Raw genomic sequence first — 23,918 nt, 5'->3', positions numbered from 1 at the left:
GTTGCCTGGGAATTTACGCCGATGATTTCACGCACTGCCAATCGACCCCGTTACCGATACGCCATCGTCGCCATCGTCAAGAACGAGCGACCGTATCTTGCCGAGTGGATCGCCTATCACCGCCTGATCGGTTTCGAGCACTTCTATATTGCCGACCACGGTAGTACCGACGACTCCGACCTGCTGCTGGCGAAGTGGCAACGTCAGGGACTGGTGACCGCACGCCGCTGGGAGCAAGAGGAGCGGGCACAGGTGATGTGGTATCAGCATGTGCTCGAGCAGCATGGCCATGAAGCCACCTACCTGGCGTTTCTGGACGTGGATGAATTCCTGGTCCATCCCCATTGCGATCGACCGTTGGATTGGCTGGAGCCGACCCTGGCGCCCGAGGACGTCGGTGCCGTCGCGATCAACTGGCGGATATTCGGGTCGTCCGGCATGCGCTTTCGTCAGCCTGGCGGCGTGCTGGAGCGGTTCACCATGGCCAGCGACAGCGAGCGGGTCGTCAACTGCCATGTCAAGTCGATCGTCAAGCCGTCGCGGGTGCTGTCGATGACCGCTCACACCGCGGAGCTGAAACCGGGCTGCCGTTATCTGGGCGCCGACGGACAGGCAGCGACTTTCCTGGATGGCAAGACGAAGTCAGGGCGCACCGAGCGGGTCATCGATACCCCGATGCGGGTCTACCACTACAACATCAAATCCCAGGAGGAGTTCGTCGATACCAAGATGACGCGGGGGCGCGCCAATATGGGGCCGACGCACTCCCGGGATCTGGAGTACTTCCACAAGCATGACATGAACGAGGTGAAGCTGGGTTTCTCGCCGGAGCTGTTGGGCCGGGTCGACGATGCCGCCCGCGAGCTGGCACCGGAGCTGGCCGCGCCCCCCCGTAAGCCGTGTTTCTTCGTGCATATTCCCAAAACGGCAGGGACCAGCTTTCGACTCGGGGCCAAGGCGCATCTCGGAGACGCTCAGGTCTGGCACGACTACGGCGAGACCCAGCGCGAGACGGCGCCGATGGTGGCGCGCTGGGCCTACGAACGTCGCGATTTGTGGCGACTCTGGCAGATCCTCTCCGCCCAGGATGTGAAGCTGCTCGGCGGCCACGTCAAGCTGGAGAAGTACGCCCATCTGGCCGGCATGCGGCACTGTTTCTCGTTCGTGCGCGACCCCTTGCAGCGGCTGGCGTCGGAATACCACCACTTCGTCCGTCATCACGGCTATCAGGATTCGTTCTCGGCATTCTATCGACGCCACGACATGATCAATCGCCAGAGCCGTTTTCTCGAGGCGACTCGCCTCGAGGCGCTGGGGTTCATCGGGTTGACCGAACGCTATGCGGACTCGCTGGCGATCCTCAACGACCTGTACGGCTGGCAGATCCCGGGAATGGCCGAGAATCTGGGCCACGCCAGCGTCGATCACGTCTATGAGATCGATCCCGCCGACGAGAGCGCGCTGCGGACCTTGAACGCGGATGACTTCAAGCTCTATCGCGACTGCGAGCGCCTGTTCGCGTCACGCCTGGCGCTTTTCCGTCAGGGCCAGTCGTTCGTGCATGGCGCGATCCAGCAGTGCGTTGCCGACAAGGTGGTGGGTTGGGCCTGGTGGTCCACGGACGATAGTCCGGTCGAGATCGAAGTCTGGATCAACGACCGCAAGGTGGGGCGGACGCTGGCCAATGCGCTGCGGCCCGGCATGCTGCGCTGGGGCGCGCCGCGTGGTGCCTACGTCGGCTTCCATCTGCCGCTCGAGGCCGTGCACGGCGATATCGTCGACTGCCGCGTGACGCTGACCCAGCAGTCGCTGGGGCGGCATCGCGTGCATCGCACCGCCGCGCTTCAGCCCGTGCTGGAACCGTGAGGGATATCGTGATGCAGACTTCCTCGTCCCCCGTGCCGGAGGCGCGATCCTGGAGGGTCTGGCGGGGCGTGAATCGCTCCACCCGCTTCATCTGCCGCCCTCGGTTGAAACCGCTCTACCAACTGGAGCGGCTAGCGCCGGACGAGGCCGACGAGAGCTCCTCCTTCGGCTGGCGTTCGACGGGCAACGACCCGCAGTTCGCCTGGCGGCGGCAGATGCCGGTGCCAGGCTGGAACATGCTGGAGGTCGCGATCCGCCACGATCAGCCGAGCGGCTCGGTACGGCTGTACGTCGACACGGGACGTGGCTTCAACGAGGCGGAAAGCTTCTATCTTGCCTTGAAGCCGGGACGCATCGCCAAGCGGCTCTGCTACATCGGCCCGGGCGTCCGGGGAATTCGTTTCGATCCGCTGGAGACGGAGGGGTGCTTCTCCATCGAGCACCTGCGACTGGTATGGCTGACCCCCTGGTTTGCCTGCGACCGTCTCGTCCAGCGGTTGGCCAATCTGCATGGTCAGTGGCTCGAGACGCCCAAGGCCTGCGTTCTGTCCCGGCTCAAGCGGCTCGCCAGGGAGCAGAACACGCCCTGGCGGGCGATCGCCCTCAAGCAGTACGAGGAGACCTTCGTTCGCCTCTGCCCGCGCAAGAGCTACTCCGAGTGGTTGGCGCAGCAGCCGGTGGCTTCGCAGGCGTGGCTCTCGAGCCGGCTGGCGGCGTTCGCCTATCGCCCCACGATCTCGATTCTGCTTCCCACCTACGATCCGACTCCGGAAGCTCTCGACCGCTGCATCGAATCGGTGCTGGCGCAGCGCTATACCCAATGGCAGTTATGCATTGCCGACGATGCCTCCACCGATCGCCGCATCGGCGAGCGGCTGCGGCGCTACGCCGAGCAGGACTCCCGTATCGAAGTGACGTTCCGTCCGGTCAATGGGCATATCTGCGCGGCGAGCAACAGTGCGCTGTCCCTGGCGCGGGGTGAGTATGTGGCGCTGCTGGATCATGACGATCAACTGGTACCCGATGCGCTCTTCCGTGTCGTCGATGCGTTGCAGCAGCGGCCGCGGGCAGAGCTGCTGTACAGCGACGAGGACAAGATCGATGACCACGGGGAGCGGTTCGATCCGCATTTCAAGCCCGCCTGGAATCCCGATCTGCTGCTCGGGCAGAACTACCTATCGCACCTCGGGGTGTATCGAACGGCGAGAGTGAAGGCGGTCGGGGGCTTCCGCGAGGGTTACGAGGGGAGCCAGGATCACGACCTGGCCCTGCGCTTCACGGCCGGACTCGACTCGGATCGTATCGTCAGAATTCCGCACGTGCTCTACCACTGGCACGCCGGGCAGGGATCGACCGCATCGGCCGCCGCGGCCAAACGTTATACCGGCGAGGCCGGCCTCCACGCGGTTCAGGATCACCTGTCCCGGCATGCCCGGGGGGCGACCGCCGAACCCGGCCGGTTTCCCAATACCTATCGCGTGCGCTGGCCGCTTCCCGATCCGGCGCCGCTGGTGAGCCTGCTCATCCCGACCCGGGATCGGGTGGAGATACTGCGACCCTGCGTGGAAGCACTGCTCGAGCGGACACGCTACCCCCGCCTGGAGGTGCTGGTTCTCGACAATGGCTCGACCTGCCCGGAAACCCTGAACTTTCTGGGTGAGCTCGCCGGGCATCCCCGGGTTCGGGTGCTGCATTGGCCGCATCCCTTCAATTACTCGGCCATCAACAACTTCGGCGCTCGCCATGCGCGAGGGGAACTGCTGGGGCTGATCAACAACGATATCGAGCCGATCAACGAAGACTGGCTGGAGGAGATGGTCAGTCAGGCTTGCCGCGAGGAGATCGGCTGCGTCGGCGCCAAGCTCTACTACCCCAATGGCACGGTCCAGCATGCCGGCGTCCTGCTTGGCGTCGGCGGGGTCGCGGGGCATGCCCACAAGTTCTTTTCGCGCCACGAACCCGGCTATTTCAGTCGACTCCATCTCGCCCAGAACTTTTCCGCCGTCACCGCGGCGTGCCTGGTGGTGCGCAAGTCGCTGTTCGAGGCCGTCGGCGGGCTGGACGAGGCCAACCTGGCGGTCGCGTTCAATGACGTGGACTTCTGCCTCAAGGTGGGCGAGGCGGGGTATCGCAACCTGTGGACCCCATTCGCCGAGCTCTATCACCACGAGTCGGTTTCCCGCGGGGCCGATGACACCCAGGCCAAACGGCTACGGGCATCCCGAGAGGCGGAGTACATGCGGGATCGCTGGCGTCACCGCCTGTTCGACGACCCGGCATACCACCCCAACCTGACACTGACTTACGAAGACTTCTCGCTGCGATGAGTGCGCGAGGGGAACGCCAATCCAGCCTACGAGGGGACTGATCATGAGCTATCCGCGCTGGGTGGTTTTAAGTGATGGAACCTGCCCGACCGAAGATATCTACTTCCTGAAATCGGTGGCGCCGTGGCTGCAATCGCGTGGCATCGAGGTCAAGCGCATCGACACCAGCTACTGGCGGCTGCCGGTCATGTGCATGCCTTGGCTGGTAGGCGAGTTGCGTAACGCTCACATTCTCGTCTGCCGCTCGCTCAACGCGGCCTGGATCTCGTGGCTGGAAGACAATCGTCATCGGCTGGCGACCATCCGCTATCTGATCGATGACGATATCTCCGCCGCTGCCCTCGACCAGCAACTGCCCGAGACCTACCGGCGGCGGATGGCCCATGTCTCCTCGCACCTGCAGCCGCGCCTGCTGGCGATCGCCGACGAGGTGATCGCGTGCTGTGAGCCATTGGCGAGACACTTCAGCCGTCGCCACGATTCGGTCTCGCTGCTGGCGCCTTCGCTGATTTCGCCGATGCCGACCCACGACCATTTTTCCATGCTGGCGCCACGGGTCGGATTTCATGGCTCCCGGGCGCATCTGGCCGATCTCGAGAACATCACGCCGGCGCTGGTCGACATTCACGAGCGCAACGTGGCGTTGACCTTCGAGATCATGCTGGGGGGGTATTCCCCGGTCTCCCTGCGCGGGCTGCAGCGCGTTCGTACGCCGAAACCGCTGGGGTGGCGGGCATTCCAGCGCTATCGCGACCGCCAGCGCATGCACATCAGCCTGACGCCGATGCGCGACACTCCGTTCAACGCCGGCAAGACGTACATCAAGTTCCTGGACAACGCCGCCATGGGCAGCGTGGGGCTCTACAGCGCTCGCTCGCCGTACCGGGAAATCGTCTCCCACGGCGAGGACGGGCTGCTGGTGGAGGACACCCCCGAAGCCTGGCGTTCGGCGATGCAGCAGTTGATCGATGACCCGGCAACTGCCCGGCTCATGGCACAAAACGCCGCTCGCAAGGCGCTCGATATCGGCAACCCGGAAAAGGCCCGGGCCTTCTGGTGGGTAAGGCGCTGAGCGGCAACCGTATTCCCAGTTCGTGTCGCCGTCGTGGCGGCAAGCATTCTCAACAATGACAGGACATCCCACCATGAAACTCGAGTTCACCGCTATCACAATGGTCAGGGGAGAAGAGGACGTCGTCTTCGCTTCGTTCCTGCACCACCTGCGACTGGGATTCGACCGGCTCGTCGTGCTGAGTCATATCGAGCATGACTTTCTTCGGGAGTGCGTTGCCGAATTGCGGGATCGCTATCCGGAAAAGGAGATTGCGTTCGTCGAGATCGAGGACGAGCAGGGCTTTTCGAAGCGCAAGGCCGATTACATCAATGGGGCGCTGGAGCTCTACCTGAAGAAGGATTGCTACAATGTCGTCTACGGCTTCGATGCCGATGAGTTCCTGACCTTCAAGAAGGGGCTCACGATCAAGGATTTCTACGCTGCCTTTGCCCAGCGCTTCCCGGGGGAGGAGAACCTCAAGCGATTCTACTTCCGGTTGCCCTGGATCAATGTGATCTGCAAGGAACGCATTGCCTACCAGCAGGATCTCGAGGGTCACCTGCTGGAGGCGGAGTACTGGTCGCTGGGCGAGCAGGCCTCCGACACCAAGGCGCTGTTCGTCTACCGCCAGTCCCACCGGCTGCACATGGGCTACCACTGGCTCATGGCCAAGCAGGATGGTGCCGTCCTGGAACCCGAGGCGGAGATCATGGATTTTGCCCGGGAGTGGGAAGCGTGCATTTACCACCTCCCGTTGCGCAGCGTCGAGCAGTTCTTCGCCCGGATCGGCAATTACGTTTCCAGCGCCGCCAAGCAGGAAAAGCACAACCGCTTGAGTCAGTTCTTCATCGACAACCCGCACATCAATCGCCAGCACTTCTTCGAGATGTGCATCGCGCCGGAGCCGAGCTACCCCAGCTACGAAGCGCTCAAGCAGGAGATGGGGCCGGCGATCGAGGAGATGGTGTTGATGGCGTTCACCAAGCTGATGGTGAAACCCCGGATCGACATAGGCCGGGCACTGTCGCCGGCGAGCCACTAAGGACGCGCATCGGGACGGGAAACGCGGAAGTTCAAGCAGTGAACACTAGCGGCCGGGTGGCGATCACCTGGCCGCTCGTCGTATGGCATCACGGGTTTGGACGAGGAAAGTGCGTGTCGGCGGTAGGGGGCGCGAGTCGGGCAGGGAACGGGGTATGGCTCGATGGGCGGCCCGATCCCAGGGCCATGAGCCATGGGATCGCCATACCGCGTTATCGCTCGCGGCAGTAGCGCCACGACACGTCTCTCCCGGGGCGTTGTCTTGTCACCTCATGGCATCCTGCCGCGGCCGTGATGGGGTTCCCGACAGCAGTCATTGGCCGGGGGCGACCTCCTGGCCGTTCGTGTCACGGGACCACGGGGTTGGGCCAGGCAGGCGCGGGTGCCAGGAATCAGGAGGCGACCGGCAGTCGGGAGTCCCAGAGCAGGCGTTCGATGGGCGAGACGTTGGCCGTCAAGGGCGAGACGGCGTTGACGACGGCGAGATCGATGCCTGGCTGGCTGTAGAAGTCGCCGTTGATCTGGGTGGCATGAATGACCGTGCGGGCGAAGCTCCGGAATAGGCGGCGATCCGGGCCGATCGGATGGCACCAGAAGTCGTCCAGCGAGCTGGGGGCGGTGAGCCCGGGCATACGGTAGATGGCGTCGCCCAGCGCCAGGGTCGGGCACTCGCCCTCCAACGACATCAAGCCCTCGTTGCCATTGATCGTGACCAGGCCCGACGCGTGCTCGATCAAGGCTGGCAGATCCCCCGGAGGCATCAGCACCAACCGCTCGCCAAGGCCGGTCTTTGCCGCCAGGTCCCGCAGGTGCCGCGTATAGGCGGCACCGGCGTGACCTGCGGGGTCGACGATGGCCAGGCGGGTGTGGCCCGGGGCGAACCGGGCAAAGGATTCGACCACTTGGGTCAAGGCCGCCCGCAGGTCGGTGTAGGGTGAATGGAACCGGATTCGGGGGGCGGCAGCGGGCTGGGTGGGAAACAGGTAGTAGGGCTTCCCGTCGCTGATCAAGGCGCGCTGCAGGCGGTCGGCGCGACGACGCTGCAGACCGACGAGTCGGGCGACCGCCGAGCGGTAGCGGGTTCCCTCCGAGGACCCGGCCTGACCGCGGGCATGCCGGAACAGAAGCGGCGTGGCGATATCCGCCATGCGGTAGCCCAGTTCCCGGACCGCGGCCGTGGCGAATGTCGCTTCGAACGGTCTCGGGGGTAGCTGGCGGGGAAGCGTCGGGCCGATCATGTGGTACCAATCGGGATCCCGGGGCAGCAGCGAATGGCCGTCGATGCCTTCACGCTCCAGGGTGATCCAGTGGGGCTGGAAGTATCCCGGCGCCAGGATGTGACTGCGGATGCCGCGCCGACGGGCGGCGCGGACGACCTCCCGGTGGGCCGGTCGACTGTCATCGAAGGCTACCTGATCGGTGATGCCGTGGCGTTGCCAGAGGTCGGTGACGAACGCCGCCAGCATCGGCCAAGGGTCTCGAAAGGTCTCGACGTGAGCACCTTGCCAGGCCGCCTGGTCGCCGAGCGTGAAGTTGACCTTGACCACCTTGTGCCCGTCGTCGGTCAGCCGCTCTCCGAGCTGACTGAAGAACGGAGAGCGGGGGCCTTGCAGGAATAGAAAAGCTCGCCTTGCGGGGAACATCGTCTCGATCCCTCTATGCCGGTAAGCATCGTCGGCGAGGAGCGCCGCGACGCAAGCGTGCCATCCGTGATTGCTCCCGGGAGTCGTGATCGACCGGGGGCCATCGCCAGGCGGTCGTCGGCCGACAGGGTCGACGAGGCGGATGATGGCACCCAGTCGCGCTGTCGGGCACGGGTAGGCTCGACTTGACTGTAACGCGGCACGGCCGGCCTGCCATGACGCGTTTTGGTGATTCTGGCGGTGGTTTAAATCGTCTTGGGGGGATGAGGCTCGTCAGTCTCGCTGCCCTGGGGCGGCGAGGTGCCACGCTTGGGCAGGGCGGTGAGCAGTTCGTCGATGGTGGCGTCGTGGAAGAAGCGGACCAGTTGTTCGCTCCGGACCGGGCCGATGCCCGGGAATGTCTGCCAGGCGGTGGCGGAGCGGGCGCGCAGTATCGGCAGGGGGGCCGCGAGCGCGGACTGGCGCACGGCCTTGGGCACCGGTGGCATTCCCAGTGCCACCAGCCAGCGCTTCCGGCTTCTGGCTTCCGCGGCCCGGAAAGCCTCAATCCACTGCTGGGCCCTTGCCTCTCCGACCCCGGGCAGCGACTGCAGTTGACCGATATCCAGCGACCGCCAGGAGAGCAGGCCGTCGATCAGGCCGGCGTCCATCAGGGCGCTCCAGGTGGCGGGCCCGACACCGGCCATGTCCAGTCCCTGCTTGCCGCCGAGCCAGGCCAGGCGCGCGAGGAACTGTTCGCGGCAGCCCGCTGACGGGGTGAGACAGGAGAGGGCGTCGTAGCGTGTCTCGTCCGGCAGCGTCAACTCGGCGCGAGGCTTGGCGGGAATGACGACTCGCTCGACCCGGGGAATGGTGGCACCGGCGAGCGCGATCTCCACCTCATCGCCGGGACGAACGTCCAGCGCTTCCCATTGGGACAGCGACCCCAGGCTCACCGAGCCGACCTCGCGGTCGTCGAGCAGGACCGGCTCCAGCCGGGCGACGGGCGTCAGACGTCCGGTGCGGCCCACCGAGACGTCGATCGCCTCGACCACGGCGAGTGTCTTCTCCGCCGGGTATTTCCAGGCGATCGACCAACTGGGCGGCTCCGCACGCCAGGTGGCGCCCGGCGGTCGTTCGGGGCGCTTGACGACGACGCCATCGGAGGCGAAGGGCAGCGCGGCGTGGTACCAGTGATCACGCCAGCGCGCTACCTGCGAGAGCCGGTCGATCGGCTGGGTATAGCTGGCCGTATCGGGAAAGCCGAGCTGCGTCAGGCGCTGGAGGCGCTCTTCACCGGCTCTGGGGCCATCCGGCCAGGCCCAGGCAAAGAAGCCGATCTCGCGGGCCTCCGACGCGGTCAGTTGGTGCCGGTTCAGTAGCCCCGCCACCCGGGAACGCGCCGAAGCGCCGCCATCCCGGGCTTGCACGTGATCGGTCAGCCGCAGGTAGAGTTCGCCCTGCAGCGTCACCGGCTCGTCGGTCGCCAGTGTGGCCGGAACGCTCTCGATTCTCCGGACCGCAGCGGTCCAGTCCTGTCCCATGCTGCCATCGCCCCGACTGATGGCGCGTTGGAGACGACCGTTCCGATAGACCAGGGTCACGGCGACGCCATCGATCTTGGGCTGGATCCAGAGGGGGCGATCCGGTTGCCTGGATAGCCACTCGCCGACGGCCCGGCGATCGGGGAGCTTGTCGAGCCCGGTCTGGGCGAAAGGATGCTCGAGTTCGTCCCGAGCCGAGACAGGTGTGGATTGGGTTGCTGTCGGGGCATCCGGTTGCAGGCAGCGACGCCATCGCCGCCAGCGGCGCTTGGCTTCGTCGTAGACCCCGTCATCGACGAGACGCTCGCCGTGCTGGTAGTAGGCTTCGTCCCACGCCCGAAGTTGGCGGGTCAGCGCGCCGTAGCTCTGTTGCCGTGATGCCTGGTCCGTGCCCGGCGGGCACGCCACGCCGGCATCGGCCCCATGGGAATGGGATGCTCCGGCCAGGCACAGCCAGGCCAGGATCACGCACCGGATTGCTCTCGCCTTCATGTCGTCGCTCCCGGGTCTTTGAATCCTTCAACGACCATTCGGCGGCTTTCTTGACCCGCAGGGGGGAGGAGACGACGCGTCTCGACGAAACAGCCCCGCGACACGAACCGACTTCAGCGAGTGGGTTCCTGTCGCGGGGCTGCATCGTTACAGGGCGCTAGGTTGGACGTGCCGGCCCCGAGTCGGGCCGGCACGTGGCGTTCAACGCTTGGCGGTCAGTTTCACGTAGTCCAGCAGGATCTGGGACGTTTCCTGCAGCTCGGCGCGGTCGATGGGCTTGGCGTCGTCCGAATCGGGAATCTCGTCTTCTCCGCTGGCCTCGGCGTCGGCGCTGTCCTGGTCCGAGCCATCGCTCTGCCCCCTGGCATCGGTCCAGTCATCGAGCGGTTCCATGCCCAGCGATCGCCGCCGCTGATTCTCCAACGCCAGTTGCTCGGTTTCCTGAGCATCCATTTCGCGCTGACGCTGCTCCTTATTGAGACTGATGCTGGTCTGCTGCTCGCGCAGGCGCTTGCTCAACTGGGCCTGCTTTTCCAGATAGACGAAATCGGGGTCATTGGCGATGCGCTGCTCGTGACGGTCCTGCAGCGCCTCGAGATAGCGCCACGGCTCGCCGTAGAGACGATATTGCACCGGTCGGACCCGGTCCCAGGGCAGGGCGTTGTCGAGGGCACTCTCGCCGATCTGATCCGGGTCGATCAGGCTCGGGTAGATGATGTCCGGTTCGACGCCGCGGTGCTGGGTGCTCTCGCCCGAGATGCGATAGAACTTGGCCCGGGTCAGCTTGAGCTGACCATGGCTGAGGTCGGTGAGCGTCTGCACGGTGCCCTTGCCAAAGGTCCGGCTACCGACCACCAGTCCACGACCGTAATCCTGTATCGCGCCGGCGAAGATCTCCGAGGCCGACGCGGACAGCCGGTTGACCAGCACGGCAAGGGGGCCGTCATAGGTGACGCCGGCATCGGTATCGCCATAGAGATTGATCCGCCCTCGCGCGTCGCGCACCTGGACGGTCGGGCCGCGATCGATGAACAGCCCGATCATCGAGTTGGCTTCCTGCAGGGCACCGCCGCCATCGTTACGCAAGTCGAGGACGATGCCTTCGACCTGCTCGGCCTTGAGCTTGTCGATCTCCTTGGCCACGTCGCGGGTGGTGCTGCGGTAGTCGGACTCGCCGGCCTGCCAGGCGTCGAAGTCGACGTAGAAGGCGGGCACGGTGATGATCCCGATCTTGTGGGTCTCGCCGTCGCGCTGGATCTCCTCGACCCGGCTGTGGGCGGCCTGATCCTCGAGCTTGACCGTATCCCGGGTGATCCTAATGGTGTGGGTCCGGGTCACGTCGACCGCCTTGGCGGGAATGATCTCCAGCCTCACCGTCGAGCCTTTTGGCCCGCGAATCAGGTCGACCACTTCGTCGAGGCGCATCCCGACGACGTTGACCATGTCGCCGTCCTCGTTCTGACCCACCGCGACGATACGATCCGCCGGCTGCAGGACGCCGGCCTTGTCCGCCGGGCCGCCGGGGACCAGGCTCGACACCTTGACGTACTCGCCATCGCTCTGCAGCAGCGCGCCGATCCCTTCCAGCGAGAGCCGCATCTGGATATCGAAGGACTCGCTCTGTTGCGGCGAGAAGTATTCGGTATGCGGATCCACCGTGCCGGTCACCGCCGACATCAGTAGCACCAGCACGTCCTCGGCATTGGTCTGGCGCACCCGGTTGAGCTGGTTGGTGTAGCGGTCGTGCAGCGTCTTCTGGATCTCTTCCGGCGACTGGTCGCTTAGCGACAGCGTCAGTGCGGCATTCTCCAGCCGCTTGCTCCAGAGGTCGTCCAGCGCGCTTTCACTGCCTGCCCAGGGGTAGTCCTTGCGATCCAGCGCCAGGCGCTCGTCGCTGGTGTAGCCGTAGTCGATGCCGCGGTCGACCTTGTCCACCAGCCACTGGAGTCGCGCTTCCACGCGATCCTGATAGCGTGAATAGAATGCATAGACGCGATCCAGGTCGCCCGACTTGACCGCGTCATCGAGCGATGTATCCAGATCGTTGAAATTATCGACGTCCCGCTGCAGAAAGTAGGCACGCTGGTCGTCCAGCACGTCGAGCAGACGCTGGAAGGCGCGTTTCGACCACTCGTCGTCGAGGTCGACTCCCGAATAGGAGCCGTACTGCAGAGACTCGGCGACTTCGCTCGCCGCCTGGCGCTGATCGTCGGTTGGGGTGGGACCGGCCAGCGCCGTGACGCTCCATGCCAGCAGTAGCAAACACATGGCCGCGTGCCGAGCGGCGACAGTCAGGGTCATCAATGAAGCACTCCCGGTTTCCTGTACACTCTCTATTCCCTAGAAGACCACCGGATCCATGAATCTTTTTCAGGTCCGGGACCTATTGTAGCAGTCAGTCCGCATGACTACAGACCGACATCCGAGGAAACCCATGTCAGACCACGCTGCCGACAAGGCTCTCGAAGACCGCTTGATCGATTTTCTCCAGCGTTCTCCTTCCCCCTGGCACGCCACCGCGAACCTCGTGGCCAGGCTGGAGGCGGCAGGATATCGGTCGCTCAAGGAAACTGACAGCTGGAAATTGTCAGCCGGCGAAAAATATTATGTGACGCGCAACGATAGTGCCTTGATCGCGTTTCAGCTACCGGCGTCGTCTCTCGAGACCCTGCGCATGGTAGGTGCCCACACCGATAGTCCGGTCTTGCGCCTGAAACCGCAACCGGCGATCGTCAACAAGGGCTGGCTGCAACTGGGTGTCCAGGTCTACGGCGGGGCGCTGCTGGCACCCTGGTTCGACCGTGACCTGGGGCTTGCCGGGCGCGTGCATGTTCGCCGTACCGATGGGAAGCTTCAGGCGGTGCTGCTGAACGTGAGAGAGCCGATTGCGATCATACCCAGCCTGGCGATTCACATGGATCGCGAAGCCAACAACGGCCGGCCCCTCAATGCGCAGACGCAGATGGCGCCGTTGCTGATGCAGGGCGGCGACGCGCCCGACCTCGATCGCCTGCTGAAACAGTGGATCGAGCGCGAACACGGCCTCGAGGTGGCGGATATCGTCGATTTCGAGCTGGGGTTCTATGACGTTCAGCCTCCCTCGCGGGTCGGCGTCGGCGGCGAGATGCTTGCCAGCGCGCGACTGGACAACCTGCTCTCCTGCTTCATCGGCGTCGAGGCGCTATTGGCCTCCGATGGCCGACAGGGCGCGCTGTTCGTCGCCAACGACCATGAAGAAGTGGGCAGTGCCAGCGCCTGCGGTGCCCAGGGACCCTTCCTGGCCGATGTGCTGCGCCGACTCAACGCGGCGCTGGGCGAGGCGGGCGACGAGGGCTTCGTCAGGCTGATCCAGCGTTCGCTGATGATCTCCTGCGACAATGCCCATGCCGTGCATCCCAACTTCGCCGACAAGCACGATGCCAACCATGGCCCGGCGCTCAACGCCGGCCCGGTGATCAAGGTCAACGCCAGCCAGCGCTACGCGACCAACAGCACGACGGCAGCGTTGTTCCATGACCTATGCCGGGAAGCGGACGTGCCGGTGCAGCAGTTCGTGACCCGTGCCGACATGGGTTGCGGCAGCACCATCGGTCCGATCACGGCGACCGAGCTGGGCGTGCCGACCATCGACGTAGGCGTGCCGCAGTTCGGCATGCACTCGATTCGCGAGACGGCCGGTACCCGCGATCCGGCGTATCTGATCCGGGCGTTGACGGTATTCTTCAATCGCGATTCGCTCTTGATCGAGTGATATCCGGATAAGGCGGAGCATTTCAGCGTAGCGGGCTCCAGCGGAGGCGTGGCCGGGGTGACCGTCGGCATCAGGCCGCGTCCGACCATCGGGAGGAGGGGGAGCATGGCGCTGAATCTGCGGCAGATCGAGGTTTTCCGGGCAATCATGACCACCGGCAGCATCAGTGGCGCGTCACGCGTCCTGATGATTTCCCAGCCGGCCGTGAGTCGGATGCTCTCCCATACCGAGCAGCGCATCGGCTTTCCGCTGTTCGGGCGTATCAAGGGGCGGCTCTACCCATCGCCGGAAGCGCGTCGGCTGTTCCGCGACGTGGAGAACGTCTACCGCGACGTCCAGCGGGTCAACAATACGCTGCATGACCTGACTCAGCGGCGCCATGGGGTGGTGCGCATCGCCGCCAGTTCGAGTCTCGGTCATCAGATCGTGCCTTGGGCGATCACCAGCTTCCGGGAAGAGCATGATGTCCGGGTCAGTCTGGATTGCCAGCGTCATACGCAGTTGCGCGACCAACTGCTCGACCGTCAGGCCGATCTGGGTATCTCGCTGTTTCCGGTGAATCATCCCAACCTGGAGGCCAACCCGCTGCACCGCGCAGGCATGGTCTGCGTCTGTCCGATCGACCATCCGCTGGCGGCGCGCGACACGGTCTCGCTGCCCGAACTCCGCCAATATGACCTGATCGGTTACGGCGCGGAAACCCCGTTCGGCCAGCATATCCGTGCCGCTTTCGAGGCGGCCGGCGAGCCATGGCGGCCGGCCACCGAGGTCGACTCTCCGCACTACGCCTGCGCCATGGCGGACGCCGGTGCCGGTATCGCCCTGATCGATGAGTTTACCTGGCACGGCTGGCGCAGCCGGCACCTGACTGCCGTTCCCCTGCCGGTCGAGCAGCGCCTGGTGGTGAGTCTGGCCTATCCGCGGACCGAACCGCTCTCGCAACTGGCTCGTCTCTTCATCACCCACCTCGAAGCGGCGTTCGTCCGTTTCAGCGCCGCTGTCGAAGGCCCGGCTTCCCGGCCTTAATCAAAAGTTATGGGCTGGCGATGAATCGGTATACGACATCATCGCCCGGAATCCAGACACTGAGCCGACCAACAAGACATCAGCAGGTGGATCGGCAATGCGTGAATGGGTAATCGGCGCGGCTCAGATGGGAGCCATTCAGAAGCGAGACACGCGTGAAGCGGTAGTGGCGAGAATGATCGCGCTGCTGGATCGGGCCGCGGCCAGCGGATGCGACCTGGTGGTCTTTCCGGAACTGGCACTCACGACGTTCTTCCCGCGCTGGTACATGGAGGATCAGGCCGAGGTCGATACTTGGTTCGAGCGCGAGATGCCGAACGCCGCGACGCAGCCGCTGTTCGACCGCGCTCGAGAGCACCGTATCGCCATCTCGTTCGGTTATGCCGAGCTGACGCCGGAAGGGCGCCATTTCAATACTTCCATCGTGACCGACCGTGAGGGCGAGATCGTCGGCAAGTATCGCAAGGTACATCTGCCGGGGCATGTCGAGTACGACACCGGGCGGGATTTCCAGCATCTCGAGAAGCGCTATTTCGAACCCGGCGACCTGGGCTTCGAGACCTTCGACAACGAAGGCACGCTGATGGGCATGTGCATCTGCAACGATCGCCGCTGGCCGGAAACCTGGCGCGTCATGGGATTACAGGGGGTCGAGCTGGTGATGCTCGGCTACAACACGCCGTCGGTGAACTCCCAGAATCGAGGGGAGGGACTGGAGCAGCGCCTCTATCACTCCGAACTCTCCGTCACGGCGGGGGCTTACCAGAATGCGACCTGGGCGGTGGCCGTGGCCAAGGCTGGCGTCGAGGATGGGTTTCCGCTGATGGGTGGCTCGATCATCGTCGATCCCGACGGTTTCGTCGTCGCCCGGGCGCAGACCGAGGAAGACGAGCTGATCACGGCGACCTGCGATATGGAACGCTGCCAGTTCGGCAAGACAACCATCTTCGATTTCGCGCGTCATCGTCGCATCGAACACTATGGGCGCATTACCTCGCAGACGGGTGTTGAGCGCCAGCAATAGTCGCCGCGGAGAAGGTCGCTATGTCGAGCATGACAGTCACGCTGATCGCCGAGGTGTGGAGATGATGGAAGGTTATGACACCCTGCTGCGCAACGGCACCGTCGTCGACCCGGCCAACGGGGTGCACGACATTCGGGACATTGCCTTGCGCGATGGAAAAATCGTCGAGGTGGCGCCGACCATCGCCGGTGGGGCAAGACGCGAGCACGATCTGACGGGGTTGCTGGTCATACCGGGTATCGTCGACATGCACGTGCATCTCTCGCCCTTCCTGGGTGGAGGATGCGGCCATCGCATGCTGGCGCTGGCGGGCGTGACCACCGCGCTGGATATGGCCGGACCCATCGAGGGTGTCGTCGATCTGGCGGTCCGTCACGGTTGCGGGCTGAGCATCGCCTGCGTCAACTATCTGCGTCCGGGACACACCATCGCCTCCGCCGACCCCGGCCGGGGCGATATCGAGGATGCGTTGAGTCACGCCCTGAGTCAGGGCGCGATCGGGCTGAAGCTTCTGGGTGGGCACTATCCATTGACGGCCGACGCGACGGCGCAGGCCATCGCAGCGGCTGCAGGGCAAGGTGCGTACGCGGCCTTTCATGCCGGCACGCGGTCGGCCGGCTCCAATATCGAGGGTATGCGGGAGGCGTGCGAACTGAGCGCCGGACATCCGCTTCACTTGGCGCATATCAACAGCTACTGCCGCGGTCAGATCCATGATGCCGTCGCCGAGGGCGAAGAGGCATTGCGGCTGCTGGCGGCTCATCCGCATATCCGTTCGGAATCCTATCTCGCGCCGTTCAATGGTGTCAGTGGCGAGTGCATCGATGGCGTTCCCGGCAGCCGACTGGCCGCCTTCGGACTCGAACGTGGCGGATATCCGGCCACCACCGAGGGGATGGCCGAGGCGATTCTGGCCGGCTGGGCGCTGGTCAATCTGGAGCGCGACGGCGTCATCGAACTGGTGGGTGGGGCCGAGGGGCTGGCCGCCTGGCGCGCCTGCGGGTCGCTCATCGGTATCAGTTTTCGTGCCAATCCGCCCGAGCCACGTCTGCGGCTGGTGACGGCCACGCGGCCTGATGGCCGCTTCGCGGTGGATGCCCTGGCCACCGACGGCGGTGGCATCCCACGCAACGACATCGTGGCGCGCGGCCTCGCGCTGGTGCATCTCGATGCCTTGAGCCTGGATGGCTTCGTGCGCAAGGCGAGTCTGCATCCGGCGCGAATCCTCGGGCTGCGCGACAAGGGGCATCTGGGCGTGGGTGCCGATGCGGATATCTGCGTGCTCGATCTCGAACGCCGTCGTCCCGTGTTGACCTATGCCCATGGGCAACGACTGCTCGACGGCGAGGAGGTGGTCGGCCGCGGCGGCCGCCTGATCACGACGCCCGTGGGCGAGAAGGCGGTGCGTGCTGCCGGGCTGGACGCGTTGATCGTTCAGCCCGGCACGATGCTGCAAACCCCTCAATGACAAGACGTTGGCCGCACCTCGCCATCAGGAGAACAACATGACATTCGATGTGATCATTCGTCGTGCCCAGGTTGTCGACGGGACGGGACGCGAGCCATTCGTGGCCGATATCGGCGTGAAGGGAGAGCGAATCGCGGCGATCGGCGATCTGGATGCGACGCAGGCCGCGCAGGTGGTCGAAGCCGCGGGGCGGTTTCTCTCGCCGGGGTTCATTGACGTGCATACTCACGATGATAGTTGCGCGATTCGCCAACCGGAGATGCGCCCCAAGATCAGCCAGGGCGTCACCACCGTCATCGTCGGCAACTGCGGTATCAGTGCCTCGCCGGTCAAGATCGACGGTGAGGTCCCGGACCCGATGAACCTGCTGGGCGAGGCCGACGACTTCTTCGACACCTTCGGGGACTTCGCCTCGGCCGTGGACTCCGCCATGCCCGCCGTCAACGTGGCGGCGCTGATCGGTCATACCACGCTGCGGGCGGGGGTGATGGATCGTTTCGATCGGCCTGCCAGCGAGGTCGAGATCGAGGCCATGCGCGAGACGCTGCGCGCGGCACTGCGGGCGGGGGCGATCGGCTTGAGCACGGGACTTGCCTACACCAACGCGCGTCAGGCGCCGACTCAAGAGGTCAAGGCGCTGGTCGAGGTCGTCGGCGAAGCGGGCGGGATCTATACCACCCACATGCGCAACGAGCGCGAGGCCTTGTTCGAGGCGATGGACGAGGCCTTCGAGACGGCCCGGCATGGGCAAGTGCCGCTGGTGATCTCCCACCTGAAGTGCGCCGACGTCGACAACTGGGGCAAGAGCGAACATGCGATCGAGAAGCTCGAGCAGGCCGCGCAACGCCAGCCCTGCCATTGCGACTGCTATCCGTACGCTGCTTGTTCCACCACGCTCGATCTATGGCGGGTGTCGGGCCAGTTCGACATCCTGATCACCTGGTCGAAGCCACACCCCGAACAGGGCCGGCGGCTGCTCTCCACCATTGCCGAGGAGTGGGGCGTGGATCTGGCCGAGGCGGCACGCCGGCTGATGCCGGCCGGGGCGATCTACCACAACATGGACGAGCGCGACGTGCGCCGCGTACTGGCGCATCCGTTGACCATGATCGGCTCCGATGGCCTGCCGAGCGACCCCAACCCGCACCCGCGCCTCTGGGGCAGTTTCCCCCGGGTGATCGGCCACTACTGCCGCGATGAGGGGCTTTTCTCGCTGCCCGAAGCGATCCGCAAGATGACGTCGATGTCGGCGGCCCGTTTCGGTCTGACCGATCGCGGCGTGATTCGCGAGGGGGCATTCGCCGACCTGACCCTGTTCGACTTCGACACCATTCTCGATGGCGCCAGTTTCGTCGAGCCGACCACGCCAGCGGTGGGGATCGATTGGGTCATGGTCAACGGCAACGAGACCTGGGTCGATGGCGACGTGCGCCGGCGTGCCGGTCGGCTTCTCCGGCGCGAGGGACCGTGACGCCGACAACCCGTTAACACCGGGTTATGGGCTGTCGACGAAAAAGCATGAGACAGCTGCGTGTCGGATCGCTGACACTTTTTTTGGCGGGCTTGGCGACGAGCTCGACGACAATGACAACGAAAACGAGGTTACCCCATGTCTTTGACTCATCCTGAATCCCGCCGCTGGCGCCATCTGATATCCGCCGCCGCCGTCAGCCTGGCCGTGGGTGCGACCGTCGCCATGGCGCCCGCTCCCGCTGCTGCGGACACGCTGACCTACGCGACCAATACCGCACCGAACGGCCTGCGTGGCGCCGCCGAGAAAGGCTTTCTCGATGCGCTCAACGAGGTGTCCGGCGGCGAGATAGAAGTAATCCCTTATTGGGGCGCGTCGGTCATGCAGGGCGACGAGATTCTTGGTGGTGTCAGCAACGGTGTCGCCGACATGGGCTACATCAACATCAATTACTATCCCAACCGGTTGTTGCTGAACGGGGCTTTCCAGCTCTTCCCCGAAGGGCCGGAAAATTACGCCGACATCATGTCGGTCTATCACGACGTCTATGATCAGGTGCCACAGTTGCGGGAGGAGTTCACCCAGCAGGGGCAGCACATCATCTACATCTACCCCTATCTGCCATATGCAGGGGTCTTTCGCGAGCCGGTGACGTCGTTCGACGATTTTCGCGGCAAGCGTGTCCGGGCTTCCAGCCAGTGGATGCTCAACCTGCTGGGGGATCTGGGAGCGACGCCGGTGTCGGTGCCGTGGAGCGACACCTACCAGTCGCTGCAGTCGGGGGCCATCGATGGCGTCTTCACCAATTACGACAGCCTCAACCGGACCGGCATGGACGAGGTCGCGCCGAACATCCTCACCTCGCGCCGACTGTGGCTTGCGGTTCCCATGATCCTGACCATCAACCAGCGCAAGTGGGACGCCATGTCCCCGCAGATGCAGGGCTGGTTCGAACAGGCCGCGGCGCAGGCGGAGAAGACCTTTGGCGAATACTACGACAACGAGTTCGATCGCATCGTCAAGGTGCAGCAGGACGCCGGCTATACGGTGACGGCCGCGTCGGACGAGGATATCGAGAAGTTCGTGTCATTGCCGGCGGTGGCATCCAACCGCGAGACCTGGATTCAGAGTGCCGAGAAGGCCGGCGCCGAAAAGCCCGCGCAGATCATCGAGCGAATGAAGGCGATCATCGACGCTGGCTCGGGTGGCGTGGCCCATGACTGAGCGGGCGCAGCATGAGCCGCGAGCGGGGACGGAGGCTCGACGGTCGCGGAGGCCGCGCCTGTTGACCCTGCTCAATCGCGGCCTGGCCGAACTGTGCGGCTGGCTGTTGATCGTGGTGGTGCTGTTCATGGTCGTCGATCTGGTGGCGCGGGGATTCTCCCGCCCCCTTTATGGCGTCTCCGAACTGGCCATGTTCACCATGATCGCGATCGTCTATCTCGGGCTCTCCCATGCCGAGGAGCAGGACGCCCATATTCGCGTCGAATGGTTGCCGGAACGGCTGCAGGGTATCGCCGGACGCTGTCTCAATGGCTTCGTCACGCTGGTGTCGCTGGCCACGATCGTGATCGTCGGCTGGGCGGTATGGCATAACGCCATCGGTGCGTTCGACAGCCGCCAGGCGATTGCCGGGCCGCGCCCGATCCTCGTTTACCCGATCAAGTTCGTGATGTTCGCCGCGCTCGTCCTGTATGGCCTGCAACTCTGCCGCAGCTTGTCGCGCCAGTTCAGGCGGGCAGCGCACGACGAGTGATCGGTGGCCGGACCTTGCCGGGTGGGGGCGCGACGATTCGGCCGGCATCGCCGGACGGTCTCTCGACAGTCTTATTCTGAACACGGATATGATCATGGATTTCACGCTGATAGGTATCGGCGGCATTGCGGTGCTGCTGCTGCTGTTGGTCATGGGTGTGCCGCTGGCCATCAACTTCCTGCTGGTCGGCTTCATCGGTATTGCCACGCTTTTGACGCCGTCCAGCGCGTCATCGTTGTTGGGCGATACCATGTATACGGCGATCGCCTCGCCGACCTTTACCGTATTGCCGCTGTTCGTCCTGATGGGCGCGCTGGCGGCGGCCAGTGGCTTTGCCGAGCAGGCCTACAAGGGGATCCACCGGCTGGCGGCGAGGGTGCCGGGGTCGCTGGCGGTGGCCACGGCATTCGGTAGTGCGGCCTTTTCCACGGTCTGCGGCTCTTCGCTGGCCACGGCCAGCGTGTTCGGCCGTATCGCCTATCCCGAGATGCGGCGCTACGGCTACGACAAGCGCTTCGCGCTGGGCAGTATCGCCTGCTCGGGATCGTTGGCGGCGATGATCCCGCCCAGCGGCATGTTCATCCTGTTCTCGATCTTCACCGGCGTGTCGGTCGGCCAGCTGTTCATGGCGGGCATTCTCCCAGGCATTCTGACCGCGATCGTCTATACACTTTCGATCGTGTGGCGCGCCAAACGCCATCCACGACTGGCGCCGATCGATGCCGAGGAGCGCGAGGTCACGGTGCGTGACCGAGTACGTGGCGTGCGGGACCTGTGGCAGATACTCGCGCTCGGTGGCGTGGTTATCGGCGGCATGTACAGCGGCCTGTTCACGGCGACCGAAGCGGGTGCCATCGGCGCGCTCGGGGCGCTGCTGCTCGGCCTGGTCGGCGGACCGTTGCGCTCGATGCCAAGACTGCGTGGGGCGCTGCGCGAATCGGCGGGCATCACCACGACGCTGTTCTTCATCATCATCGCGGCGCTGTTCTTCAGTCGCTTCCTGGGCCTGACACGCATCCCGTTCGAGATATCCAGTTTCATGGTCTCCTGGGACGTGCCCTCGTGGATGGTGCTGGGCCTGATCCTGCTCATCTGGTTTCTGATGGGGATGGTCGTGGTGCCAGCCGCCGCCTTTGCGCTGACGCTGCCGATCGTGTTTCCCATCGTTGTGGAGCTGGGCTATCACCCGGTATGGTTCTGCGTTATCGCGATGAAAATGTGCGAGATCGCTGGCGTGACCCCGCCCGTGGGACTCAACGCCTTCGCGCTGGCGGGCGCGGCCGGCAAGGGCGTCAAGATCAACGAGGTGTTTGCCGGGGTCTGGCCATTCGTGCTGTGTGACCTGATCGTGCTGGCACTGCTGTTGGCATTTCCCGCCATTTCACTGTTGTTGCCGGAAACCATGATGTAATGGCGTCGTCATGATCGCGGTGCCACCACCCGAGACACTGCACTACCCGAGACATTGGATAGAGATAACCCTCATGCTCAAGACCCCTTACCTGCTTTTTCTGGGCGATGTGCCCGACCCGTTGTCCGCCAAGGTGGCGCAGGGTATCCGTGACTGGCGTCCGGAATATGCGTTGGGTCAGTATCGGTTGCCGGGCTGCCAGGCGGACATGAAACTTCCCGACCTGACGATCGAAGACGCGGTTGCGCAGGGTGCCCAGACGCTGGTGATCGGCGCGGCCAACCGTGGCGGGGTGATCTCCCGCAGCTGGATTGCAGTGCTCGAGGAGGCACTGGCCGCCGGAATGGACATCGCTTCCGGTCTGCACAATCTGCTGCGTGACGAGCCGGTGCTGGTCGAGGCCGCGAAGAAGCATGGCGGACGCCTCGTCGACGTGCGCGTGCCTCAGGTCCAGTATCCGATCGGCGACGGCAAGCCGCGTCGGGGCAAACGTTGCCTGGCGGTGGGAACGGACTGTTCCATCGGCAAAATGTACACGGCGCTGGCGCTGGATATCGCGTTGCGCGAACGCGGCGTGAAGTCGAGCTTCCGCGCCACCGGCCAGACCGGGATCCTGATCACCGGCGAGGGCGTGCCGCTGGATGCCGTCGTCGCCGACTTCATGGCCGGTTCGATCGAGTGGCTGACGCCGGACAATGACGACGACCACTGGGACATCATCGAAGGGCAGGGCAGTCTGTTTCATCCCTCATACTCTGGCGTGACGCTGGCGTTGATCCACGGCGGCCAGCCCGATGCGCTGATCCTGTGTCACGAGCCGACCCGCACGCACATGCGCGGCCTGCCCCATTACTCGCTGCCGACGCTCGAGCAACTGCGCGATACTGCGCTGCCGCTGGCCCAGGTGGTGAATCCCGCCTGTCAGGTCGTCGGCGTTTCGGTCAACACCGCCGCCATGCCCGCCGACGAGGCGGATCGCTATCTTGAAGCACTCGAATCGCGGCTGGGACTGCCGTGCGTGGATCCCTATCGCCAGGGCGCAGAACGACTGGCGGAGGCGGTGGCGGCATGTTGAAGCTGCGCGTCGAGGAGCAGGTCTTCCCGCTCGCCGAGGTGTTCACCATCTCCCGCGGCTCGCGCACCGACGCGCGGGTCGTGGTGGCGACCCTGAGCGACGACGTTCATGTCGGGCGCGGCGAGTGCGTGCCCTATGCGCACTATGGCGAGTCGGTGGCGAGCGTCATCGCGCAGATCGAATCGCTGCAGGACGATCTGGCCAACGGGCTGGATCGTGAGGCGCTGCAGGCTAGGCTGCCGGCCGGGGCGGCGCGCAACGCGGTAGATTGCGCGTTCTGGGATCTCGAGGCCAAGCGCAGCGGAACGCCGGTCTGGCAACTCGCCGGGCTGCCAGCGCCGGTGGCCGAGATCACGGCTTTCACGCTCTCGCTCGATAGCCCGGCGATGATGCGCGACAAGGCCAGGCAGCATGCCGCACGCCCCCTGTTGAAGCTGAAACTGGGTGGCGAGGGCGATATCGAGCGGTTGCGGGCGGTACGCGAGGGGGCGCCGGATTCGCGAATCATCGTCGATGCCAACGAGGGCTGGGATCGCGAGGCCTATCAGCGCCTGGCGCCGGCTCTGCTCGAGTTGGGAATCGACATGGTGGAGCAGCCGCTGCCCGCCGCGGATGACGCGTCACTGGCGGAGATCGAGCGGCCACTGCCGGTGTGTGCCGACGAGGCCTGCCATGATCGAAGCTCCCTGGCGGCGCTGACGGGGCGCTACGACATGATCAATATCAAGCTCGACAAGACCGGTGGTTTGACCGAAGCTCTGGCGCTCAAGCGCGAGGCGCTGGCCAGGGGATTCGAGGTGATGGTGGGGTGCATGGTGGGGTCGTCGCTGTCGATGGCACCGGCGCTACTGGTGGCCCAGGGGGCGGCCGTGGTCGATCTCGACGGGCCGCTGCTGCTGGCCCGGGATCGCGAGCCTGGCATGCGCTTCGACGCGGCAGGCATCCACCCGGCTTCGCCGCGCCTGTGGGGCTGAAGGGCGCGTCGCACAA

General features: G+C 64.8%; 17 protein-coding genes. 14 read left to right on the top strand and 3 right to left on the bottom strand.

The annotated features are described in order from the left end of the window. The first annotated feature begins 21 nt into the window (after positions 1-21). From DOM54_RS12500 to DOM54_RS12485, 4 genes are all read left to right on the top strand, one after another. Entirely contained in the window at positions 22-1,866 is a 1,845-nt protein-coding gene (locus DOM54_RS12500) for a glycosyltransferase family 2 protein (RefSeq protein ID WP_162619851.1), read from the top strand. Positions 1,867-1,877: 11 nt separating this feature from the next. After that, complete coding sequence (locus tag DOM54_RS12495) at positions 1,878-4,193, top strand: glycosyltransferase family 2 protein (protein ID WP_110716602.1); 2,316 nt, start codon at positions 1,878-1,880, stop codon at positions 4,191-4,193. 43 nt (positions 4,194-4,236) lie between these two features. After that, complete coding sequence (locus tag DOM54_RS12490; RefSeq protein ID WP_240613880.1) at positions 4,237-5,265, top strand: glycosyltransferase family protein; 1,029 nt, start codon at positions 4,237-4,239, stop codon at positions 5,263-5,265. 73 nt (positions 5,266-5,338) lie between these two features. Next, positions 5,339-6,289, top strand: a complete 951-nt coding sequence (locus tag DOM54_RS12485; protein ID WP_162619850.1) for a glycosyltransferase family 2 protein — start codon at positions 5,339-5,341, stop codon at positions 6,287-6,289. A gap of 391 nt (positions 6,290-6,680) precedes the next feature. Here DOM54_RS12485 and DOM54_RS12480 read toward each other — a convergent pair whose 3' ends face one another. The 3 genes from DOM54_RS12480 to DOM54_RS12470 all read right to left on the bottom strand — a co-directional run bounded on the left by DOM54_RS12480 (position 6,681) and on the right by DOM54_RS12470 (position 12,247). Then, positions 6,681-7,931 carry a capsular polysaccharide export protein, LipB/KpsS family gene (locus DOM54_RS12480; protein ID WP_110716599.1) on the bottom strand — a complete coding sequence of 417 codons (1,251 nt, stop codon included), beginning with the start codon at positions 7,929-7,931 and terminating at the stop codon, positions 6,681-6,683. Positions 7,932-8,176: 245 nt separating this feature from the next. Then, positions 8,177-9,946 (bottom strand): NAD-dependent DNA ligase LigB, encoded by a 1,770-nt coding sequence (gene ligB, locus DOM54_RS12475; protein WP_110716598.1) that lies wholly within the window; start codon positions 9,944-9,946, stop codon positions 8,177-8,179. 201 nt (positions 9,947-10,147) lie between these two features. Next, positions 10,148-12,247, bottom strand: coding sequence for a carboxy terminal-processing peptidase (locus DOM54_RS12470; RefSeq protein WP_110716597.1), 2,100 nt, complete (start codon positions 12,245-12,247; stop codon positions 10,148-10,150). 133 nt (positions 12,248-12,380) lie between these two features. Between DOM54_RS12470 and DOM54_RS12465 the strand changes: the two genes are divergently transcribed. From DOM54_RS12465 to dgcA, 10 genes are all read left to right on the top strand, one after another. Continuing rightward, the gene (locus DOM54_RS12465; protein WP_110716596.1) at positions 12,381-13,697 is read left to right on the top strand and encodes a M18 family aminopeptidase; all 1,317 of its coding nucleotides are present in this window, start codon (positions 12,381-12,383) and stop codon (positions 13,695-13,697) included. Positions 13,698-13,802: 105 nt separating this feature from the next. Then, on the top strand, positions 13,803-14,723 hold the full coding sequence (locus DOM54_RS12460; RefSeq protein ID WP_110716595.1) for a LysR family transcriptional regulator: 921 nt from the start codon (positions 13,803-13,805) through the stop codon (positions 14,721-14,723). A 97-nt stretch (positions 14,724-14,820) separates the two neighbouring features. After that, complete coding sequence (locus tag DOM54_RS12455) at positions 14,821-15,747, top strand: N-carbamoyl-D-amino-acid hydrolase (protein ID WP_110716594.1); 927 nt, start codon at positions 14,821-14,823, stop codon at positions 15,745-15,747. A 61-nt stretch (positions 15,748-15,808) separates the two neighbouring features. After that, positions 15,809-17,215: an amidohydrolase family protein gene (locus DOM54_RS12450; protein ID WP_162619849.1), complete on the top strand. Its 1,407-nt coding sequence runs from the start codon at positions 15,809-15,811 to the stop codon at positions 17,213-17,215. A 37-nt stretch (positions 17,216-17,252) separates the two neighbouring features. Further along, positions 17,253-18,686 carry an N-acyl-D-amino-acid deacylase family protein gene (locus DOM54_RS12445; RefSeq protein WP_110716592.1) on the top strand — a complete coding sequence of 478 codons (1,434 nt, stop codon included), beginning with the start codon at positions 17,253-17,255 and terminating at the stop codon, positions 18,684-18,686. A gap of 138 nt (positions 18,687-18,824) precedes the next feature. After that, a complete protein-coding gene (locus tag DOM54_RS12440; protein WP_110716591.1) occupies positions 18,825-19,910 on the top strand; it encodes a TRAP transporter substrate-binding protein in 1,086 nt (361 codons plus the stop codon). Between the two features lie 61 nt (positions 19,911-19,971). Beyond that, positions 19,972-20,442, top strand: coding sequence for a TRAP transporter small permease subunit (locus tag DOM54_RS12435; protein WP_162619848.1), 471 nt, complete (start codon positions 19,972-19,974; stop codon positions 20,440-20,442). A gap of 94 nt (positions 20,443-20,536) precedes the next feature. Continuing rightward, the gene (locus tag DOM54_RS12430; RefSeq protein WP_162619847.1) at positions 20,537-21,853 is read left to right on the top strand and encodes a TRAP transporter large permease; all 1,317 of its coding nucleotides are present in this window, start codon (positions 20,537-20,539) and stop codon (positions 21,851-21,853) included. 73 nt (positions 21,854-21,926) lie between these two features. After that, positions 21,927-22,928, top strand: a complete 1,002-nt coding sequence (gene dgcN, locus DOM54_RS12425; protein ID WP_110716588.1) for an N-acetyltransferase DgcN — start codon at positions 21,927-21,929, stop codon at positions 22,926-22,928. Then, the gene (dgcA, locus tag DOM54_RS12420; RefSeq protein ID WP_206019083.1) at positions 22,922-23,902 is read left to right on the top strand and encodes an N-acetyl-D-Glu racemase DgcA; all 981 of its coding nucleotides are present in this window, start codon (positions 22,922-22,924) and stop codon (positions 23,900-23,902) included. The genes dgcN and dgcA overlap by 7 nt, the downstream gene beginning before the upstream one ends. The last annotated feature ends 16 nt before the right edge of the window (positions 23,903-23,918 follow it).

The organism is Salinicola acroporae (genome assembly GCF_003206615.1).
GTDB lineage: Bacteria > Pseudomonadota > Gammaproteobacteria > Pseudomonadales > Halomonadaceae > Salinicola > Salinicola acroporae.
This window is presented reverse-complemented; position numbering and strand designations above follow the sequence as displayed.

Bases quoted from the DNA above. Each gene is read 5' to 3' on its own strand.
- DOM54_RS12430 (WP_162619847.1), top strand. From the start codon at position 20,537: ATGGATTTCACGCTGATAGGTATCGGCGGCATTGCGGTGCTGCTGCTG.
- DOM54_RS12495 (WP_110716602.1), top strand. From the start codon at position 1,878: ATGCAGACTTCCTCGTCCCCCGTGCCGGAGGCGCGATCCTGGAGGGTC.
- ligB (WP_110716598.1), bottom strand. From the start codon at position 9,946: ATGAAGGCGAGAGCAATCCGGTGCGTGATCCTGGCCTGGCTGTGCCTG.
- DOM54_RS12480 (WP_110716599.1), bottom strand. From the start codon at position 7,931: ATGTTCCCCGCAAGGCGAGCTTTTCTATTCCTGCAAGGCCCCCGCTCT.
- DOM54_RS12445 (WP_110716592.1), top strand. From the start codon at position 17,253: ATGACATTCGATGTGATCATTCGTCGTGCCCAGGTTGTCGACGGGACG.
- DOM54_RS12450 (WP_162619849.1), top strand. From the start codon at position 15,809: ATGATGGAAGGTTATGACACCCTGCTGCGCAACGGCACCGTCGTCGAC.
- DOM54_RS12470 (WP_110716597.1), bottom strand. From the start codon at position 12,247: ATGACCCTGACTGTCGCCGCTCGGCACGCGGCCATGTGTTTGCTACTG.
- DOM54_RS12455 (WP_110716594.1), top strand. From the start codon at position 14,821: ATGCGTGAATGGGTAATCGGCGCGGCTCAGATGGGAGCCATTCAGAAG.
- DOM54_RS12485 (WP_162619850.1), top strand. From the start codon at position 5,339: ATGAAACTCGAGTTCACCGCTATCACAATGGTCAGGGGAGAAGAGGAC.
- dgcN (WP_110716588.1), top strand. From the start codon at position 21,927: ATGCTCAAGACCCCTTACCTGCTTTTTCTGGGCGATGTGCCCGACCCG.
- DOM54_RS12465 (WP_110716596.1), top strand. From the start codon at position 12,381: ATGTCAGACCACGCTGCCGACAAGGCTCTCGAAGACCGCTTGATCGAT.
- dgcA (WP_206019083.1), top strand. From the start codon at position 22,922: ATGTTGAAGCTGCGCGTCGAGGAGCAGGTCTTCCCGCTCGCCGAGGTG.
- DOM54_RS12440 (WP_110716591.1), top strand. From the start codon at position 18,825: ATGTCTTTGACTCATCCTGAATCCCGCCGCTGGCGCCATCTGATATCC.
- DOM54_RS12460 (WP_110716595.1), top strand. From the start codon at position 13,803: ATGGCGCTGAATCTGCGGCAGATCGAGGTTTTCCGGGCAATCATGACC.
- DOM54_RS12490 (WP_240613880.1), top strand. From the start codon at position 4,237: ATGAGCTATCCGCGCTGGGTGGTTTTAAGTGATGGAACCTGCCCGACC.
- DOM54_RS12500 (WP_162619851.1), top strand. From the start codon at position 22: ATGATTTCACGCACTGCCAATCGACCCCGTTACCGATACGCCATCGTC.